17 protein-coding genes and 1 pseudogene are annotated in these 18,875 nt (G+C 50.1%); 5 read left to right on the forward strand and 13 right to left on the reverse strand.

The window, feature by feature from the left end; all coding sequences use genetic code 11:
- Window positions 1–293: 293 nt before the first annotated feature.
- Together K3T82_RS49950 and K3T82_RS19150 are read right to left on the reverse strand one after the other, a co-directional pair.
- Window positions 294–497 (reverse strand): RNA polymerase sigma factor, encoded by a 204-nt coding sequence (locus tag K3T82_RS49950; RefSeq protein ID WP_420799325.1) that lies wholly within the window; start codon window positions 495–497, stop codon window positions 294–296.
- 12 nt (window positions 498–509) lie between these two features.
- On the reverse strand, window positions 510–938 hold the full coding sequence (locus K3T82_RS19150; protein WP_220195161.1) for an RNA polymerase sigma factor: 429 nt from the start codon (window positions 936–938) through the stop codon (window positions 510–512).
- A 159-nt stretch (window positions 939–1,097) separates the two neighbouring features.
- Here K3T82_RS19150 and K3T82_RS19155 point away from each other — a divergent pair, with 159 nt between their 5' ends.
- The 3 genes from K3T82_RS19155 (at window position 1,098) to K3T82_RS19165 (ending at window position 7,889) form a co-directional block, all read left to right on the forward strand.
- The gene (locus K3T82_RS19155) at window positions 1,098–2,954 is read left to right on the forward strand and encodes a glycoside hydrolase family 15 protein (RefSeq protein WP_220195162.1); all 1,857 of its coding nucleotides are present in this window, start codon (window positions 1,098–1,100) and stop codon (window positions 2,952–2,954) included.
- Window positions 2,955–3,533: 579 nt separating this feature from the next.
- Window positions 3,534–3,977 (forward strand): CBS domain-containing protein, encoded by a 444-nt coding sequence (locus K3T82_RS19160; protein WP_220195163.1) that lies wholly within the window; start codon window positions 3,534–3,536, stop codon window positions 3,975–3,977.
- Window positions 3,978–4,001: 24 nt separating this feature from the next.
- Window positions 4,002–7,889, forward strand: a complete 3,888-nt coding sequence (locus K3T82_RS19165) for an FHA domain-containing protein (RefSeq protein WP_220195164.1) — start codon at window positions 4,002–4,004, stop codon at window positions 7,887–7,889.
- A gap of 487 nt (window positions 7,890–8,376) precedes the next feature.
- Here K3T82_RS19165 and K3T82_RS19170 read toward each other — a convergent pair.
- The 5 genes and pseudogenes from K3T82_RS19170 to K3T82_RS19185 all read right to left on the reverse strand — a co-directional run.
- Window positions 8,377–9,809, reverse strand: a pseudogene (locus K3T82_RS19170) (ATP-binding protein); the annotation flags it as partial.
- Window positions 9,764–10,597: a PAS domain-containing protein gene (locus tag K3T82_RS50875; protein ID WP_476630038.1), complete on the reverse strand. Its 834-nt coding sequence runs from the start codon at window positions 10,595–10,597 to the stop codon at window positions 9,764–9,766. The gene K3T82_RS50875 and the pseudogene K3T82_RS19170, both read right to left, overlap by 46 nt.
- A 445-nt stretch (window positions 10,598–11,042) precedes the next feature.
- On the reverse strand, window positions 11,043–11,639 hold the full coding sequence (locus tag K3T82_RS19175) for a DUF6544 family protein (protein ID WP_307811176.1): 597 nt from the start codon (window positions 11,637–11,639) through the stop codon (window positions 11,043–11,045).
- Window positions 11,543–11,764 carry a hypothetical protein gene (locus K3T82_RS19180; protein WP_220195166.1) on the reverse strand — a complete coding sequence of 74 codons (222 nt, stop codon included), beginning with the start codon at window positions 11,762–11,764 and terminating at the stop codon, window positions 11,543–11,545. Before K3T82_RS19180 ends, K3T82_RS19175 begins: the two co-directional genes overlap by 97 nt.
- A 38-nt stretch (window positions 11,765–11,802) precedes the next feature.
- Window positions 11,803–12,318: a MarR family winged helix-turn-helix transcriptional regulator gene (locus K3T82_RS19185; protein ID WP_220195167.1), complete on the reverse strand. Its 516-nt coding sequence runs from the start codon at window positions 12,316–12,318 to the stop codon at window positions 11,803–11,805.
- Between the two features lie 442 nt (window positions 12,319–12,760).
- Between K3T82_RS19185 and K3T82_RS19190 the strand changes: the two genes are divergently transcribed.
- The gene (locus tag K3T82_RS19190; protein WP_220195168.1) at window positions 12,761–13,492 is read left to right on the forward strand and encodes an MBL fold metallo-hydrolase; all 732 of its coding nucleotides are present in this window, start codon (window positions 12,761–12,763) and stop codon (window positions 13,490–13,492) included.
- 166 nt (window positions 13,493–13,658) lie between these two features.
- On the opposite strand, the gene K3T82_RS19195 is transcribed toward K3T82_RS19190, so the two are convergent.
- From K3T82_RS19195 to K3T82_RS19220, 6 genes are all read right to left on the reverse strand, one after another.
- Complete coding sequence (locus K3T82_RS19195; RefSeq protein ID WP_220195169.1) at window positions 13,659–14,543, reverse strand: alpha/beta fold hydrolase; 885 nt, start codon at window positions 14,541–14,543, stop codon at window positions 13,659–13,661.
- A 166-nt stretch (window positions 14,544–14,709) separates the two neighbouring features.
- Window positions 14,710–15,012, reverse strand: a complete 303-nt coding sequence (locus K3T82_RS19200) for a putative quinol monooxygenase (protein WP_220195170.1) — start codon at window positions 15,010–15,012, stop codon at window positions 14,710–14,712.
- Window positions 15,000–15,275, reverse strand: coding sequence for an SDR family NAD(P)-dependent oxidoreductase (locus K3T82_RS19205; RefSeq protein ID WP_220195171.1), 276 nt, complete (start codon window positions 15,273–15,275; stop codon window positions 15,000–15,002). Before K3T82_RS19205 ends, K3T82_RS19200 begins: the two co-directional genes overlap by 13 nt.
- Before the next feature lie 180 nt (window positions 15,276–15,455).
- Complete coding sequence (locus K3T82_RS19210) at window positions 15,456–15,602, reverse strand: hypothetical protein (protein WP_220195172.1); 147 nt, start codon at window positions 15,600–15,602, stop codon at window positions 15,456–15,458.
- On the reverse strand, window positions 15,599–15,976 hold the full coding sequence (locus K3T82_RS19215) for an SDR family oxidoreductase (RefSeq protein ID WP_220195173.1): 378 nt from the start codon (window positions 15,974–15,976) through the stop codon (window positions 15,599–15,601). Before K3T82_RS19215 ends, K3T82_RS19210 begins: the two co-directional genes overlap by 4 nt.
- Before the next feature lie 617 nt (window positions 15,977–16,593).
- On the reverse strand, window positions 16,594–17,529 hold the full coding sequence (locus K3T82_RS19220; RefSeq protein WP_220195174.1) for an AraC family transcriptional regulator: 936 nt from the start codon (window positions 17,527–17,529) through the stop codon (window positions 16,594–16,596).
- A 316-nt stretch (window positions 17,530–17,845) separates the two neighbouring features.
- On the opposite strand from K3T82_RS19220, the gene K3T82_RS19225 reads away from it, so the two are divergent.
- Window positions 17,846–18,778, forward strand: coding sequence for an SDR family oxidoreductase (locus K3T82_RS19225; protein WP_220195175.1), 933 nt, complete (start codon window positions 17,846–17,848; stop codon window positions 18,776–18,778).
- Window positions 18,779–18,875: the final 97 nt, after the last annotated feature.

Below are 18,875 nucleotides of genomic sequence, written 5' to 3' on the forward strand. Positions count from 1 at the left end.
AAGGATTGCTCTAAGAGAGATACGCCCTGGTAAGCAGTTTTGTGACACGCGAGTGAACGAAATGCCTGCCTTGCCTTATGTAGCAGTGAGGGGAATCAGTGATGCAGGGGAAGCCCTGCACCTCAACAAGAAGGTATTGTTGGCGTTCGGACGGACCCCACTAAAAGGTTATCAAGCGAAGCTCCTCAGAAGTGCCCAATTATTCTCGCTTCTGAGGAGATACTATCAGGTTAAGTGAGCTTGGCATGAGCGTGGCTCGCGCAAACCGCCTGTATCTTCCCATCCAATCATGGTTACTGATACTTGGCCTGTAAGCTATGAATAGTTCGTGAGAAGATTACCTGCACAGCTCCTTCAGTTTTGTTTAGCAGAGATGCTATTTCTGCGTGACATAGCCCCAAATTAAAGCGAAGACGCAACACTTCTTGCTGTACTGCAGGCAAACGCATGATCAGCCGCTGAAGCAGCGCATATTCGTCCTGTTTCAGGACAATGATCTCAGGCTGATCCTACTTGCTTATGGGTTCCTGAAGCAATGGTGTCATCTGATTGAGTGACGCTTGCGGAAGTCGCTTTTTCAAACGATACCAGTCAACGGCCTTATTGCGCGCTACTGAGAGCAACCAGGCAAATTGCTGGTGTTCATTCAAATGTGCAAGCCCCTCGTATTCAAGGGCTACTAGAAAAACCTCCACAAGAACATCTTCGACCTCTTGTCGTTCCCGAAGGGAAGAAATCAGATATTTTAAGAGTGCGTGTGCATGTTTCTGATAGAGTTGAGCTACTAGTTCATGGTTCGTCATAGTAGAGAACATATGATTTGCAAAAGCCTTACCTTGCCTTTTTGGTTTATCTATAGAAAACGCCAAAAGCTTACAGACAATATGGTTCTGGTATATAGAGATACCAATATAAAAATCATCATAGTTCTGACGCATCCCTTGAGAGACTCTTCTAAAGGGAATCAATCACAAAGAGTATACCTGGTAATGAGACCCAGTGGACGCCGTATACGTGATTTTCATGAGAGAGTTAGCTGAGAGCATCGCCAGTCCTGTGCCTTCCATGTATAAAAGGGTCGAAAAAGGGATATAGCCATGAAATATGCTTCAAACCTTGAGAGAGATTACCTACCGATTGAAGATCATGCTATTATTGGCAACCTTCATACTGTCGCACTAGTTGGTATTGATGGAACTATCGACTGGTACTGCCTACCGCGCTTTGACTCACCAAGCATTTTTGGAGCGATTCTAGATGCCGATAAGGGTGGTATGTTCCGTCTCACGTCTGATGATGTAAATACGAAATATCTCCAAATCTACCTGCCAGAAACGAATGTCGTACTGACACGCTTTATCACCGATTACGGCGGAGGGGAGCTGACAGACTTCATGCCTATCAAAGAGAAGCACGCAGCCCTGTATCGACATACACTTGTACGTTCTATTTCTGGTGCAGTAGGTACACTGCCAATCAAATTGACCTGCCGACCTGCGTTTAACTATGCGAGAGATCAGCATCACGTTGAATTAGTTGCGGGAGGAGCAATTTTTCACAGCCATGAGTTCGACCTCTATTTGAACTCACCAGTCCCTCTAGAGAGAGACGGGAAAGGAGGAGTAACAACCACCTTTACATTGCAAAGAGGAGAATCCGCTCATTTTCAACTTATCAGTGACCGCGAACTAGAGCATTTGCCCAGTCCACTCACGGAAACAGCATACCAGGACCTGTTGTACGAAACGCTACACTACTGGTATCGCTGGCTTGCAAGCTGTACCTACCAGGGACGCTGGCGAGAAATGGTACAGCGTTCAGCACTGGTGCTGAAGCTGCTCACCTATGCACCAACTGGTGCGATCGTTGCCGCTCCAACCACCAGTTTACCTGAAACGCTTGGAGGAAGCCGCAACTGGGATTACCGCTATAGCTGGTTACGAGACGCAGCGTTTACACTTGATAGTTTGCTAAAACTGGGCTTTACAGAAGAGGGGGAGGCTTTCACAGGTTGGTTAAACGAACGCTGCCATGAGTTAAAGGAAAACGGGACTCTGCAACCAATGTATGGCATCACTGGAGAGCAGGATTTGAAGGAATCAACGCTCGATCATCTTGCAGGGTATCGAGGTAGCCGCCCAGTGCGCATTGGCAATGGCGCCTACACGCAAAAACAACTGGACATCTATGGTGAATTGATGGAAGCCATTAATATTTACAATAATTATGATGCGATCTCCTACAACCTGTGGCAAAATCTCTGCCGCCTGCTAAAATGGCTCAGCCAGCACTGGAAAGAATCGGACAACGGTATTTGGGAAGTAAGAGGAGGAGAAAAGCCATTTCTGCATTCACGCCTGATGTGTTGGGTTGCGTTTGACCGTGCTTTGCGTATAGCGAGAGACTGGGGATGGCCCGCACCACTCTCTACCTGGGAACAAATCAGAGCGGAGAGCTATGATCAGATTATGCAAGAGGGCTGGAATGAGCAAAGAAAGTGTTTCACGCAGTACTATGGCAGCGAAGCAGTGGACGCAAGCGCTCTCTTACTGCTCTTAAAGCACTTTACAGGACCACATGAGCCACGAGTTGTGGCAACAATAAAGCGCATTCAGGAAGAGCTTACAGTTGGGACAACAACCGTTCGTCGTTATGATCAGAAAACTGCAGCAGATGATGGCATGGGGAGAAGTTCTGAAGGAGCATTCACCGCCTGTTGCTTCTGGATGATAGAAAACCTGGTGCGTATAAATCAATTGGAAGAGGCGCGCCTGCGCCTGGAAAAACTGCTATCAATGAGCAACCATGTAGGACTATATGCTGAAGAAATCAGTTCCAGCATAAAGGCTGTGGGGAACTTTCCACAGGCTTTTTCTCATCTGGCACTGATTACGGCCTGCTACGCACTGGATGAGACGTTGAATACGCGAAAAGGATGGTACTGGCGAGAGTAGACATTATACACCAACTGAGAATTTGACCCTCTTCATTGCGGATCGGAATACCATGTGCCAAAAACTGACAACATACTCTCATCTCGCCGTTTCTGAGACAACATTCACACCCAAACACTTCTCCTCAATCTAAAGCATCCCACCACAACTTTTGATTACCTGCACGATCTTCAGAGAGAATAAAAGATAGGGCGACATGGTGTTCAATGGACGATATAAGGTCTTCACAACCTTTCGGCATATATACTCCTCCGAGGAGCGTTTCTCTTGCTTATTTAGCCCTGGTGATGTAGAAGTAAGAATGGTTTATATATGCCGTAGCTTCGCTTCTTGTCCCGCCAGGGTCACTCAAGACTTTAACAAGATTCTGTAAAGTAAATGCTTGACTTGTTGTTTTACATATGCTATTTTTACATTAAACTCAGCCTTATAAACGGACAAGAGCATTGCCGCCAGGCGTCTTGAAACCCATCTCAATACAGTTGTGTTCTCAGGCACATTCGAGATGGCTCGCACCTGGGAAGTTGTAACAGTTCATTTTTGGCATGATTCATTCGCCAAAGAGAGGTAGAGGCACACGTGCAGGTACGGGATATTATGACCATTTACCCGGTCTATATTCGCATTGGAGCGGATATGCGCCGGGCGGCTGAAATTATCAGTATCTCTGAAGTGAGTGACCTGATGGTAATAGACCCCGATAATATGTTTATCGGGGTGTTGTCTGAAGGGGATCTCATCCGCACTATCCTTCCTAGCTTCGATGAAGTTCTACAAGCGGGCGGAACGCTCAATGACGCTTTTAAATTCTTTGTCCAGAAAGGCCGCGATCTCGCGAATCGCCCCATTGACCCTCTGATTATTCGCAGTGCTATCACCCTGAAGACAACAGATGACATAGCTCAAGCCGCTATTGTCATGATAGAAAAACAAATTCGGCGCTTGCCTGTAGTAGACGATGGTAAACTTATGGGAACCGTTTCCCGCTCCGATATTTGTCGCGCAGTGATCTATCATGCATAACAATATGCAGGGAGGGGCAAAGGCATGTCATCAACAGTACAAGTGCACCTGATCTGTAAGAATCAACACACTAATTCTGTTGTAGAGTACACCTGCGACTTACCAGTTACTATTGGCCGTAGTACAGCACTCAACACTATCGTCATCCCCGATAGATCCATTTCGCGGCAGCATGCACGACTGGAACTGGAAGACCATCACCTCATCGTGAGTGATCTAAATAGTGCCAATGGGACTTTTGTGAACGACGAGCGCATTCAACGGATGGCTCTCAAGAGTGGCGACCAGATGAGAATTGGCGCCTATCAATTCTCATGGGCCTATGTTGACCAGGAAGCAGATGCAACTGTCATTTACACACCCACGCCTGAAATCAGGGCAGCCACACGCACAAGGCAGCCCACAACCTCACCAGAAGAAATGATCGCCGCGCGTAAGGTAGTGGAGGCAGCGGAAGCATATAATCGTGAACAGGGACATGAGAATGATGGGTTTCTGTCAATCACGCATGGCTTCTTGCCTGTAGAACCACCTCTACTTGCCTTGCCTGCGTCTTATCGTGTCTGGGATGAAATGGTTGACAGGCTGCCAGAATTGTATAGAACATTGGCTATGCGGCGGGTATTTGACCAGATGCCCCTGCTAGAAACCACATCAGATGCCCTCCCTGATCGCTACCTGCTGCGGGCTTCTAGCATGCTTGGTGTTTTTGCTCATGCCTATCAGTATGTAGAAACAGATCTACCAGCCGCCCTCCCTGCTGCTATCTTAGAACCTTGGAAGGAAGTCTCACGACGCTTAGGCAAACCTCTTCCCTATGTTTCTTACATTGATTTATTCTTCTATAACTGGAAATTACTCGATCCGGCTGGACCCCGTCGCCTGGATAATATGGACCTGCTCATTCCCGCCTGGAACAATCAGGCTGAGCGCATCTTCTACCTGGTGACCACTGAGTTCGCGATGCAACTCACTCCTGTTCTCAACGCTATGCTCCAGGCACAGGAGGCAGTTGTACGGGAAGATCGCATTGCGCTGGAAGCCGCATTACTCATCATCCTTGACCAGCTTCAATATGTGACTCAGGTCATCTATCCGCAGCTCGACTCGAATCCCTTCAGTAAAACGCATCTTGATCAAGTCCTTTGGGCCAAGACGGTTGGCACATCGGGTGTGCCCATATTTGAGGGCGCTCCAAGCCCAGCAGGAACAGCCCAGCCGCAAATTCATGCGCTGGATGCCTTTTTCGAGCGGAAGTCATATCACTCAACGGTCGGACAGCAGAGTGGGTATCTCCGTGGACACTTCCCCAGACACTGGCGCGAACTTGTTGAAGCCCTGGGCACTATCTCTGTGCGGCAATTTGTGGAACGTAGCCAGAATACCGCCCTGCGAGGTCTGTATAATGCCGTTCTGGATGCCTACATTGGCGACAAAGGGTGGATGGGGCTACACCGCATCAAGGCATATGGTTACCTCGAGGTAGCATTTAAGGTTGGTCGCTCAGTCACCACAGGGGCCAAGTTTACTGGCCTCTTCAAGGACAAGACCTGGGAAAAGATTGACGGTGAACTCGCGGAAGTGCGCGATGAGCGTTACATTGCTGGCAACCAGCAAGTCTATTTCGTGCACCCTCGAAGCGGCACTGTTACCACTGATCCAGAGACGGGTACCTGGACAAACTTCATTGAACTGGATGTCAGCGGACAGGGTATCCATTATCAGCCGGGTGATCGCGTTGGCATTTTGTCAGAAAACAGCGATATGCTCGTTCATAAGACATTAAGAGCACTCCAAGCAACCGGCAGTGAGATTGTGCATCTCACAACCCAATGGCAAGAGGCTATTCGCTTTCGTGCTGGCTATTCAGACGACATCAAAGTATTACCCCTGAGATCAATACTCAGCTTTGGCAAGATCCGACCTGTCACACGCGATGTTGCCAAACGGTTATTAAAAATGAGCGCGTCGAGCGCGCTCAAGCGGATCATCGATGCACGTATGGAGGACCAATGGGAATTCTGGGATCTCCTTAACCTGCTCTATGCAGGTGGATATGATGTGACTCACCTCTGGAAAGCTGGCCCCTGGGACCCTGAGAGCATTTGCCGGGTGGTACCTCCTGAGGTGTTCCGTCTCTATTCCATTGCCTCTGCGATGGATGATAACGCTGCTGGTGCCGAAAAGCTCAATTTGATTGTTGGCGGGCTAGATTATCAGACCCCGCATACGCCCTATTCATATCTGCAAGCGCGGGCAGGAGCGGCTTCTCACTTCTTGCGTTACATGACTAGCGACCCCAGGTTTAGAGAGAAACTGCTTTCGTTGACCATCGTCCCAACTCCTCGTTTCCGTTTGCCTGCTGACTCCTCTCGCCCAGTGGTGATGTTCGCGGCAGGTTCTGGCATCGCGCCCTTTTATGGCTTTCTCCAGGCACGCGCTCATCAGACGGAGACAGGAGAGAACTGGCTTCTCTTCGGCACACGCACACCCGACGAGCTCTTTAATCAGTCCGTTTTTGAGCGCCTGGAGGCCGATGGAAAACTACATTTGCGGATAGCATTCTCCAGAGCGGATGTCAAGACGCGCTTTGATCCGGCAGATGGGCATTATGTCATTGAGAAAGGGCGTCGTCAGCGGATTGGCGAACTAATCGAAGCGGATGAACAGGCTGCCGCCCTCTGGAACTTTTTGCGCAGCGAGCGTGAAGGTGGGCAGCATGGCTACTTTTATGTCTGTGGTAAGACTAGCTTCGCGGTTTCAGTCATGGAAGCGCTCAAAGGAGTCATTCGACGGTTTAGTGGTGGGTCGGAAGCGCAGGTACAGAACGTCATTCAGCAATTGATTGCCGAGGGTCGTTATATGCAGGATATCTTCACCACCTACAGCGGTCATGCTCAGGAAGGGAAAACCTATGACATCTCTACTGTAGTCCTGCATAATACCCCTGGCGAAGGCTATTGGATCGTGGTAAGCGGCAAAGTGTACGATGTCACCGAATTTCTATATCAGCATGTGGGTGGAGAAAGAATCATTATCCACTACACCGGAATGGACGCGACGAGTGCCTATCAAGGCGTGCTCCACCATGTGAATTCAGAAGTAGATGCCATGCTAGGGATGTATGAGCTTGGCAATATGCGGCGTCTTCAATTTAACGATGCCTGGGGCGTCATCTTAAGTCCTGACGGGCTGAAGTTCATGCTACTGGAAGATATGTTTACTGCCTGGGTGCGTTATATCTACCTAGTGGTTGGGATGGAAAACGCGCTGGAAAATGACTATGATTTTGCCCGTCTATCCTCTACCGCTGGTGAAGATCCCAATGAGTTAACCCCGTTCAAGTCGCAATTTCTGATCGAGGCTCATCGCCGGTTTCTGGTGAGCTATCTGGATGGCTTGATAGATGAGGACCTTCGGGTGCTCTGGGCAATGACCACCGGTTTCTGCGCGAGAGACCAGGATATTCGCTGGCTACAGGCGGAGATCGATACACTCAGAGCGCGAGCGGCTTATCGGCTGGTTCGCAACTCTGTTCCATTCCTTAAACATCTGTTGTTTGGGCTGAAAGCGAGCGACAGCCCGCAGGCTAGAGCCACAACATATACCAGGATTAACAAACTGTGCCAGATCTTCAAAGCCGAGGATAAACGGGTCTTGTATGAAATGAAAATCGCCTTGCGTGAGGGTATCCTGGCATTTGAACAATACGAGGCAGAAGTGGTCAAACAGGCTAGCGGGCAATTAATGCGAGCTCTGCAACAGACACTGAAAACAGTAGAAGCTTATTATCAGCGATTGGCCGAGCACATTGCTTCACAGGGAATCACACTCGAAGCCCTCCCCCGCGATTTGGACGAAGAAGCCATCCCAGAGGATCTCGGTCTTCCTGGTCATGGCGGAAAGATTTGAACGGTTGAGGGTTAAAACAAGTTTCTTGAAGAATGGACTATTTGTCCATTCTGTTGACATCTGTCGCTCTTGCATTCGTCCCTCGTTTCTGCTAGAATTATCCCTCGTACGGTGAGTGACACCGGAAGGGACGCCTGTGGAGATCCTGTAAGACCTGGTAGATCCAGGCACGTTGTTCGTTGAAGCAGGAACCGAACGCCAGATAGGGCTTGTCCATCTTTGGGTAAGTTTCGGATAACGGTAGCGCACAGGGCGTAACAGACGAAGCGCTGGCGGCTTTGGAACTTGAGCAGTGTGGCATACTCATCCTAATCAGCCAGCGCTTTCCCTGGTGGCTTCCCTCAGGCGTTACATGTCATGCACAGGAACTCTTCGCGCCGCGATTTCCGCGCGCAGCATATCCAGGCAGATCCGCGTAACCGCCCTGCTCAGCCATGCGCCCAGGTTTGAGACGGTGCTTCGATCCGTGCGGATCAGATACAACCCCTCATGTTCTTTTGCAGGGAAGCATCACCTGAAAGGTCGATCCTTTTCCTGGCTCGCTTTCGACTGTGATAGTTCCTCCATAGTGTTTCACAATCTCCGCAACAATGTATAACCCCATGCCTAGGCCGTGAGTTGCCTTCTGCTTGGGATCAGTGACTCGATAGAAGCGGTCAAAAATCTTGTCGCGCTGCTCGCGTGGGATGCCCAGGCCATAATCCTTCACACGGATCGTGACCGCATTTTCGGAGGTGGAGAGATCTATCTCGACGGTCTCCGCGCCGGGAGAATACTTAATAGCATTGCTGATTAGGTTGGTGAAGACCTGTCCCAGCCGGTCTCGATCTGCCATCAGGTTGGTCTGCACCGCGCCATGCACCTGAATGCGATGACTGAGATGGGTTTGCTGCATGGTGCTGACGATCTCTCCTAGCAATGCGTCCAGATCCACTGACTCCCGGACATACTCGAGTCCGCCTGCCTTGATCTTGGAGACGTCTAACAACTCCTCTACCAGTCGGGTGACTTTGTTGATCTGGGTCTCCATGCTCGAAAGAGCTGAAGCCTGGAGGCCTTGCTTGCCGAGCTGCCGGTGCAGTAAGGTGGTCTGCAGCTTCAAGGCGGTAAGTGGGTTCCTCAGTTCATGGCTGGCCATGCTGATAAAGTCATCCTTACGTTGTTCCAGCTCCTTACGCGCCGAATTATCCAGCACAAAGGTGATCACCTGGAATTGGTGACGCTGTAAGAGGACCCACCCACGAGCACGGGAAGGCGACTTCCGTCTTGACACACGTATTCTTTCTCATAGGGCGTCAGCGTTTGTTGGGCATCCAGTTCCTGCTGAGCCTGCTTGGTTCGAGCCAGATACTCTGGAGGGGTCATGCGCATCCAGTTTATACGCCCTGCGCGCAGGTCTTCTCGTGTATAACCAATCATGCGTAGAAAGGTATCGTTGGCATCCACGATCTGCTCTCTTTCGCCAACAAAGATCCCAATAATGTTGGAGTTCATCAGAACGCTCACGCGCTCCTGACTCTGACGCAAGGCTTCCTCCGCCTGTTTCTGATCCTCAATATCGGTGCAAGTGCCCACCCATTTGAGGATTTGGCCGATTTCATCGCGCACTGGTAGCGCACGGGCTAAAAACCAGCGATACGTCCCCAGACGGCCATTTTTCACCCGATATTCGAACTCAAAGGGTTTCTCTGAGGCAAGCGCATCACGCCAGAGCATGAGCGTATGCTGGCGATCATCGGGATGGATAGCCTGGAGCCAGCCATCTCCTTGATATTGTTCGAGAGTCATGCCTGTATAGTCACACCAGCGTTGGTTGCCGTATTCGCTCATGCCATCAGGGCGCATGATCCACACAAAATGAGGAATGGCATCGATCAGGATACGCAGTTTGTCTTCAGCATGCTTGCGTTCGGTGATATCCCGGCCTGCACAGATGAGGTACTCGACGTGCTGATTGGCGTTACGATGGGGGTGATTGTTATCAATATGTCCAGATACTTCTCGCCTCGTGGACGGATTCTGGCCTCAAAGCGCACATTTTCGCCCCGACTCGCTCGCGCAAGAGCCGCACGCACTTGCTCCTGGAGTGTTGGGTCATAGGACCACAGAGGCATGTCGGCAAACGGTTTACCCATCACAACTTCCCGCGGAAGGTCGACATCTGCCAGCATACGCTGATTCATGTCGAGAATCAGCCCATCGGGAGTCAAGATCACGACACCATCAGCCAAACTTTCCAGTAACTCCCGATACATCTGTTCGTTGGGGTTCAAGGCATTCAGGAGAGATAATGATTCTAGATCGTCTTGGAAAAAGAGTACAACGCCTTCCTCAGTGCATGAGAGCGAGACATGCAGCCAATGCTGGGTCACAGGAGAACGATACGTTACTGCGGTTGCTTCTCGACTCTGTTTTGTCTTGCGTAGAGCCTGGTAGAGCTCAGGACTCACCAACTGCGGTGCGGAGTGCCAGAAAACGCTTCCAATGCAAGCCTCTGATATGGCTCTTGCCATAACCTTGGCCCTGGTATTGGCATACACAATCGTCTCGGTGTCATCAATAACAAATAATGCCCGGGAAGGGTTTCCAAGAGCGATGGAAGGTGAGGACCCGATGTGAGCAGAGTCTCCACTGAAATATTCTTGTCTAAGCACATAGCATGACTCTCTCCTTTCCCTACTGCTCAGTCCTTTGGGCAAAGAAGGCATGCTTGATCACGCAATGAAATGATAGGTGAGAGCTGCGCTTGACGTGTAATACGCCATCTTTGTTCAAGAGATGGTATACTGCGGCTTCGCGTACGATCTACGGCAAAGTGAGCCTTCCTCTCTTTGATGGAGCAGTTGCCTTGCGCAACAAAAGAGATAGACGCTCTCTCACTAACAAGAGTTTCCAGCACTCTGACTGTCAAGAAGAGGCCTTTTTCACAAAGGTCAACAGGGAATGGCGAGTGCATGAAAAGAGATTACTCCCAAATTATGTTGCTGTCAATTACAGAAAGCCGAATGGAAAAACCCCTGTTTTATCCAGGGGATGAACCGCCGTTTCTTTCAAAGGCGCAGGGGAGGATGACGAGGGAACCCAGTCAAGGTGAGAGGGACTCAGATAGAATCTTCATAATGAGTGAGAATTGACTGTCCACCTCCACCCTCGTCAAGACGAATAGTGGATGGTATCCACCATGGCCCGGAAGAATTCAAATTCACGGTCAGTTCCTGGCCACCAGGACGCATGGAGCCGTGAGGGAACAGTATAGTCGCCGAAGGTTCGCTCCTCCTCCGTGTGAGCAGCAAACGGAACCCAGGCGTACTTTCCCTCATCAGTGAGATCGCTCCACCGCTGTAAACGAAGCTCCCTCAACAGACCATCAGATTCAAGCCGCATCGTCATTTTCACCTCCTCATTCTCGATTGGCATGGTGAGTTGGGCAAGGTCTCCTTCTTCGGACCAGGATGCTCCCAATTCAGGTAAGAAACTGGAAGGAAGCCAGGTGGACTCGACGATGAAGCGGCCACGAGCTGAGTGGGCAAGATCGGGACCGTGACGGCTCATCATCGGAATGAAGCCAAATAGCCGGAGTTGTGCGGTTGCTATGCCTTGTTCATATCCATCATGGGTAGTCACTGGCAGTGGACCCAGCGAGGTACGTGCTCTCACGTGGAAGGATTGGCCTGCCTCAATGATCTCTCGACCTCGAAAAGACAGCCAGGGGAAGCGCGGCTTGAGTCGTACAAAGCCATGAAAGGTAATCTCAGCCCGTCGAGCGAGCGTCGCCCCGGGCGAATGGCATGTCTCAGGTAGCGCAGTCCAGTTGGTGGTACCTGCTTTGCCAACGTTTCAGGATCGAACGTTCCAGCAGTAGGATAAGAACTCATAGGAGTCAAATCCAGTTTGTGGTTTCTCTTCAATTGCTCTACCTTTCTTGCTCGATGTGATGCTGCTCAAGGGCTTCTCGGAAACGGTGAAGGACACTCCCAGCAGCTTGCAACTCGTCAAGGGAGAGATCGAGATTGAGGGTACTCAACAAGGTCGTCTCTCGCTTCTCCATCTCATCAAGGAGTACCTTTCCATGAGATGTCAAACGCACCAGTTGGGAGCGTTTGTGTTCTGGATTCCGGATATGCTCGACGAGATCTTCGGCAATCAGACGGTTCACTAGCAGCTGAATGTTCTGGCGTGAGACTGGTCTGCCACGTGCCAGTTGGGGGACAGTGCGTGGTCCAAGCCGGGAGAGATCTCGTAGCACTCCTCGGCACGCTCGCGACAACTCACTGTGTGCGTGTAGTTCCTCCGTCATGACCTGGATTTGGAGGTGCGTGGCAATGGTCTCATCGATGAGCCCCATCAGCGCTGCAAGCATTTCTTGCCTGATTGGTTGTGTTTCTTCTGTCGTGGAGAGATGGATACCTTCATGGGCCTGATCTCTCATATCTCTATGTCTCCTTGTATGCTGTTTCCTATGCAAGGAAGCAGGGATAAGGCGAGAGCCAACATATTGACAACAAAGTTGCTATGATAGCAATTTTTATACATGATAACAAATAACTTGTCAATATGAATCAGGGAAAAGTTCTGGAGGTAGACCACCAGGCACTCAATTGCATAAGGCACAATAAGAGTAAGAGATCATTTTTGTTCTCAGCACAAGGAGTAAGTAGTGAAGTTTTTGCTCATGTTGCACTGCTGGCTTCACCCGCCCTCCTTGACAAGAGCTTTCCATCATGATAAGTTTCGCTCCTAATAAATCAAACAGAGACCATGAGCACACGCCGCTTCTTCAAGCCCTTGTTCAATGGTTCCACTGCTAGCATCTCTTTGCTTGGTGTGAGATCTGTGAATGGCAGAATGGTATACACATGGGGAGAAAAGCAATGAAAGGACAAACGTTGCTATCGGAAGCACTAAATCAACTCGCTGAGAATATCTGGATACTCCCTCGTGACAAGCACCCAAACAAAGTCCAGCCGAATGTGGGCATTATCTGCACTTCGACCCAAACAGTCTTAGTAGATTGCGGAAATAGCCCATATCATGCACAACGGCTTCTGGCTGCACTTAAGCACCTGAATGCACCGCCTATCAGTCAGATCATCTATACCCATCACCATTGGGATCACATCTTTGGTGCTAGCACCTTTGGCGTTCCTGTCATTGCTCATGAACTCTGCCAGCAATTACTCACACAACATATTCAGCAGCGTGGAGGACTGGCAGCCCTAAAGACACAGATCCAGCAAAACGAGCCTGGCACGCATCATGAGGTCTGGGATCATTTTCAAATCATTCTCCCTGATATTACCTTTTCACACCAGCTCACCTTGCCACTGGATGGACTCACCTTAGAACTTGAGCATGTTGGAGGGGTTCATGCAGCAGATTCCATCGTGGTGCGCGTGAAAGAGAGCCATGTCATGTTCATAGGGGATTGCTACTATCCCCCACCAGGATATTTGCAGAGCAGTAACAAGAAAACTTCCTGGTCGATGCTCTCATCGTTTTTAGACGAAAAAGCCATTGATGTTTATGTTGATGGTCATAGTGATCCATTGAAGAAATCAGATCTGCTCAAACGGTGGGGGATCAAATTTCTGGCATCTCTGTGAGCAATCGGAAGTCGACCTGCGGTACAAAAAGGCTTAGGCACCTGAAATTGGAGCAACTTCCGCGCGAGGCGAAACAGAGTAGCGTTGCTGTGTTTTCCGTATGGTGTCGAGTCTTTTGGACTGGGCGCGCACGGGAGGAACAAAAGAAATGACACGAGTGACCTATTTACTTTTCTTTCCCATTGGGCTCTATTGCACTTGACTCACCTACAAATTCAACAATTTTTTGAGCAAGGAGAACCGGTTGATCTTCTGGTACGAACGCGCGTGATTGCGAAACAAATTCCAGGCTGGCATAAGGAAATGCTTGTTTAAGCCTTCTGGCATTACGGGCCGAAAAGAAAAGGTCGTTCTTACCCCAGACAATCAATACAGGACGCTGATACTGTCGAAATGATTTCGCGGCTCCTATTGTAGAGCGATTCGAGACATGCTTGAGAAACTGGATGAGGTCATATCTGATCCCTCTATTACCACTCCGTAGTGCCGAAAAGTAGACGTCAAGTGTTGCATCTTCCGCGCGCCGAAGCGAAACGGAGGTCATCAGAAGCCGTTGAGCTCGCTTGGTTTGAAGTACCCATGTGAGGAAGTCCGCAAAGCGAATTCCAAAGAGCCGCGCTCCCACGACAAGAGGCTGAAGAGGTAGCGGAAAAAAATCCTCAAAGGCATCACAATTCGTCAAAATGAGCCGCGAGATCCGCTCAGGGTGGTTGGCAATTGTCAACTGACAAATAGCACCACCAGTATCATTTCCAACAAGCGTAATATCATGTATATCTAATGCCTCGAAGCAATCAGCTATGAGTTGCGCAATTCCTGATGGACGAAGATCAGCATCAGCATGGAGGGGGCTTGTATGAGCTCCAAAAGGTAAATCCAAGGCAATGCAACGAAATTGCCCTGAAAGGGCAGCAATGACATCACGCCAGAGAGCGCTATTGACCAGCAAACCATGAACGAAAACAAGTATTGGTCCTGTCCCCTCATCCCGATACCGTACAACACCTTGTGGGAGAGAGATCTCGCTATTTGTATATAGTGACGCAACCAATCTGTTCCTCCTTAGATTCAAGCGTAAATTTGTGTATCGAACATTCACATCTCTCCAAAGATTCAATGAATCCTGACATCTGTCCCTCGTGTATTTAGCTTGCCAGAACCTCATGAGATCCTGGCAAGGTGCATAGTCCCTCCGGCGCAGAATAATCCTTGCAACTCTACTCAGGAAGCTTAGCTGCCAGGATATCAACCCTCTCCATGACCATTGAACCTTCAACAAACAGCTCGGAAGCGACCGCACGCAACGGCTCTACATTGGCATTGAAGTGGGTTTGTCTCCCTTCTTCGTCTGGAAAAACATCGAAGACAGCATACTTCGAAGGACCCACCCGGGCTGCGAACCAGGCCGTCGTTGCTGGCTCCTTCTGCACCACTGTCAACGCTGCTTTGAGCTCACGCTCGGCATCCGCCTCTTTTCCTGGCTTCACCTCAAATTGAATGAGAAACCCTACAGTAACCATATGTTCTTTTCTCCTTTTTCTTTTTTCACAAGCATACGCGGTAGGAGCGCCTTGTCGAGTCGAACGGCCGCTAGCACGTTGACATTGAATGCCTGCTGCCACTCTGCGTCTTCGATAGCCTGTAATCCGGTGGCATGAAACAATTGCTGCGTTGCGGCGGCATTGTTGACTAGAATATCGATTGCACCAAGCTTCGTCAGTGCCTGCCCACTAGATACTGTACCCCTCAACTGTGCCGAGATTAGCTTGCACGAACGAGGCATCTGGTGAAAAGGTCTCCCTATTAGAGCAAGCAGATGTCAGCACGGCGGCCCTTCTTCCAGAAGATACTGCACAATTGCGGCACCAACGCCACTCGTCCCTCCCGTCACAACGGCCTGCTTCCCGCTGAGAGTCTTTATCACATGATTTCCTTTTCGTTGAAAATGTTTGTTTGTAATTTTTCAGGATTTCTGACCGTTGTGGAATGCTGCGGCATGCTCAATAGCCCATTCGGCAAAGGTCAGGGGGGGACGGCCTAGCACCTGCTCCACTGTACTTGAAATGGGCATCTCTGGCTGGCTACTGAGGCCTGACCAGAATCCGATCATTCTGTCAGGGACATCCTCCGGGAGACCCTGAGCAAGCATTGTCTGGCGGAACTGCTCTGGAGAGACCTCTTCCCAACGCAAATCTTTGTCGAGAGCCGCGCCCTGCTCGCAGCAAGCTTCAGCAGTTCAACAGTCGCGGCCCCAGCCGTGGCATCGCCCAGGGCACGTGGGCTGATGAAGACTGCATCAACACCATAGAGTGCTGACGCCAATGTTTGTGGGTGGGAAGGATGACCTTCTACCACACGAGCGCCTGTGGGCAGCGCGGCCGTAACCAGATGGCGAGTGACCGCGACGACGTTCTCACCGCCATTGACCAACAACCTCACCACCTCGCGACCAACATTTCCCGTTGCTCCGGTAACCAGGATCATAGCAAACTCCTCTCATCTGAAAAGGGAACTCCACGATGATGAAATAACAATCTGTGTATTTCAAGCCTTTTCGAAGAAGAGACACGGTTATGACGACCATCACTTTCGTCATCATATAGAAAGAGGGTTGAATGAGCTGATTTGGGACAGAAATTCTGGCTGATTTTGCCTATAATCGATCTAAAGAGTAATAGAAACTTAGGCAACCCTCCCCCGCACAAGATTGCTTATCTTATTCGCGCCAGAAGACCGCTGTGCTTCACCCATGGGGATGAATGGCGCGGATATGATAAACCCCCATCACCCACGATCCCTTTGGTTGCATTCTGGGATTGTCCATGACGAATAAGATACAAGTTGGTCATTTATGATTTACCCCATTTCTCAATATAAGAGTTCATTGAGGTAATTATACGGATATTAGCGAGATACATCTAATATTTTGGTATCTAAATAACCAAAACCTGCAATACTGAGAGGGAATGGTACAGAGAGCTGCACACAGGGGCAAGGTGAGATAACCAAAGTTCACCGAAGAATATCAGCACCATGTTTGACTTCGGTATTGCGTCAAACACGGTGCTGATAACGCTGTCATCGACTTTACACGCTCTCAATCACGTCGTGGAGAATGTCTCCCCAAACTTACGGTACTTAGCCGGGGGCATGCCAACCTCTCGCTTGAAGGCTTTATGGAAAGCCACTTCTGACTCGTAGCCGAGAAGCTCCGCGATCATTTCCACCTTGACATTGTTTTTAAGCAAACGGGTCGCTTTGTGCATTCGCCAACGGGTCAGATACTTGATAGGAGGCTCACCTACCAGACGCGTAAAGCGAGCAGAGAAGACCGCACGGGAAAGACCCACTGCCGCTGCCAGTTCCTCCACCTTCCACCCCCGTTCAGCCGATTGATGAATCAAGCCAAGAGCCTTGCTGATGGCTGGATCACGTAGTGCTGCTAACCATCCTCTAGAAGCTCCCGCTTGCTGCTCTACCCAGACTCTGATGATGTGAATGAAAAGCAGTTCTGTGAAACGCCTGAGCATCACTTCGGTGCCCAGCCGTGGTGCGGCTGCTTCACGTGCGATCAGTTGGACAATCTCGGTGAAGCCCGGCACCGTGCGGCCCTGTTCAACAGGAATGTGAATCACGTTGGGTAAGCTGTGCAGCAAGGTAAAGGCACCAGGATGCCCCAAATGGAATGCCCCACAGAGTACAGCCCTTTCTATTTCCTCAGATGTCTCAGGGAAACTCTGATAGTGCTTCTGCGAATCATAGTCCACATGCAGAACTTGAGTCAGAGGCGAAGTCAGTTTGTCGCCGATGGAGTGAGCATGCCCGAAAGGGAAGAGCAAAACAGCTCCATCCTCGATCCGCAGAGGCGTCGGATCCCCTTTGAGAGTGAGGTAGCCTCCACCAAAGCTACCAAGGAGATGAAAAATCATATCTTGGCTGGCTACAAATTGATAACGCCAAGGAGGGGCAAGCTCTCTGCGTGCAGAGAGCCACCCTTTCAGTTCGAGAGTATTCAGGACATCTGTGAGCACGTCCACGCTCAGCTCCTTTGAGACGATTAGACAACTATTTAAGACAATGTAGCATAGATTGTCTCTTCTTTCAAGAATATACTCCTTCTATCGAGAAGATCACACGGTCCCGCAAGAGTCGAGCCTGATTATGAGATTGCGGCTCAGCACAGAGGACAGTGACCGAGAAAAGTATTGATGGAAACATCCCATAGACAATTTGAAGTTATCTACTCAAGAGTAAAGCACAGCAGGGGAGTATTGTTCACATGAGAGGGCTTTTCAAGAGGCGCTTCTTTCTTTCTTTCTAGACTATACAAATCCTGCTGGCGAGGAGGGCATCATGATTCTTGTGACAGGTGCAAATGGCCTGGCCGGTTCTGCTATGATCCGTGAGTTCGCACGTCAGAGTTATCCTGTGAAGGCACTCGTCAGGAGCCGCAGATCGGCACAGGCATTAGAGGCATTAACTGCAGTGGATTTGGTAGAAGGTGACATGCTGCACCCTGAGACACTCACAAACGCGCTCTCAGGGGTAGACCGTGTTTTGCTGATCTCTTCTCCCAACCAGCAAATGATGGAGACACAATGCACGTTCATCGACGCTGCCAAAAAGGCAGGCGTTCGCCACATTATCAAGCTTTCCGGCGTGACGACGTCATTGGATTCATCCTTTCTCTTTTCGCGGATGCACGCAGAAATCTCGCGCTATCTCGAACAATCCGGGCTTGGCTGGACCTTCTTGCGCCCCAGCCAGTTCATGACGGAGTACTTGCGGGAAGTACCCACTATCGTCGCCGAACGTGCGTTTTTCCTCCCTTTCGAGGAAGCAAAACTCGCCCCGGTGGATCTGGAAGATATCGCCAAAGCCGCCTTTGCGCTGCTGACTCAACCCGAGCATGAGGGCAAGACCTATATGATGTCGGGTCCAGAAGCACTGAACATGACAGAGATTGCCGAACAGATCTCCCTTGCCACAGGATCGACTGTTCGCTATGTCAACATCTCTCCGGAAGAAAGGAAGCAAGCCCAGCTTACGGCAGGCATTCCCGCCTACATTGTAGATGCACTCGATATGCAGTCAAGCTTGCGTCGAGAAGGCAATGGTGAAGAAGTGGTACATCTTGAGACGCATACCACGTTGGGCATTCGCCCCACCCCCTTTGCCGAGTTCGCGCATCGCCATGCCGCCGATTTTCTCGGAACATCAGCGTGGGGAGCGGCTCAAAATGGACAGAAGCATCCTCTAGATCTGCGGACGCTGCCATCTGCTTGATATCGAGTGGATGTTTGCCGTTCAAGCAGCACTGCATGGGATGCATTTATAGAGTACCAGCTTAGTTTGACGCTCGTCTCAAGTAAGAGGAGCATGG

This window comes from Ktedonospora formicarum (genome assembly GCF_016587355.1).
Lineage (GTDB): Bacteria > Chloroflexota > Ktedonobacteria > Ktedonobacterales > Ktedonobacteraceae > Ktedonobacter > Ktedonobacter formicarum.

Coding starts and splice junctions, on each gene's coding strand:
- K3T82_RS19150 (WP_220195161.1), bottom strand. CDS start 938: ATGCGTCAGAACTATGATGATTTTTATATTGGTATCTCTATATACCAG.
- K3T82_RS19155 (WP_220195162.1), top strand. CDS start 1,098: ATGAAATATGCTTCAAACCTTGAGAGAGATTACCTACCGATTGAAGAT.
- K3T82_RS19165 (WP_220195164.1), top strand. CDS start 4,002: ATGTCATCAACAGTACAAGTGCACCTGATCTGTAAGAATCAACACACT.
- K3T82_RS50875 (WP_476630038.1), bottom strand. CDS start 10,597: ATGCCTTCTTTGCCCAAAGGACTGAGCAGTAGGGAAAGGAGAGAGTCA.
- K3T82_RS19180 (WP_220195166.1), bottom strand. CDS start 11,764: ATGAGTTCTTATCCTACTGCTGGAACGTTCGATCCTGAAACGTTGGCA.
- K3T82_RS19185 (WP_220195167.1), bottom strand. CDS start 12,318: ATGAGAGATCAGGCCCATGAAGGTATCCATCTCTCCACGACAGAAGAA.
- K3T82_RS19190 (WP_220195168.1), top strand. CDS start 12,761: ATGAAAGGACAAACGTTGCTATCGGAAGCACTAAATCAACTCGCTGAG.
- K3T82_RS19200 (WP_220195170.1), bottom strand. CDS start 15,012: ATGGTTACTGTAGGGTTTCTCATTCAATTTGAGGTGAAGCCAGGAAAA.
- K3T82_RS19205 (WP_220195171.1), bottom strand. CDS start 15,275: ATGCCTCGTTCGTGCAAGCTAATCTCGGCACAGTTGAGGGGTACAGTA.
- K3T82_RS19210 (WP_220195172.1), bottom strand. CDS start 15,602: ATGATCGGATTCTGGTCAGGCCTCAGTAGCCAGCCAGAGATGCCCATT.
- K3T82_RS19215 (WP_220195173.1), bottom strand. CDS start 15,976: ATGATCCTGGTTACCGGAGCAACGGGAAATGTTGGTCGCGAGGTGGTG.
- K3T82_RS19225 (WP_220195175.1), top strand. CDS start 17,846: ATGATTCTTGTGACAGGTGCAAATGGCCTGGCCGGTTCTGCTATGATC.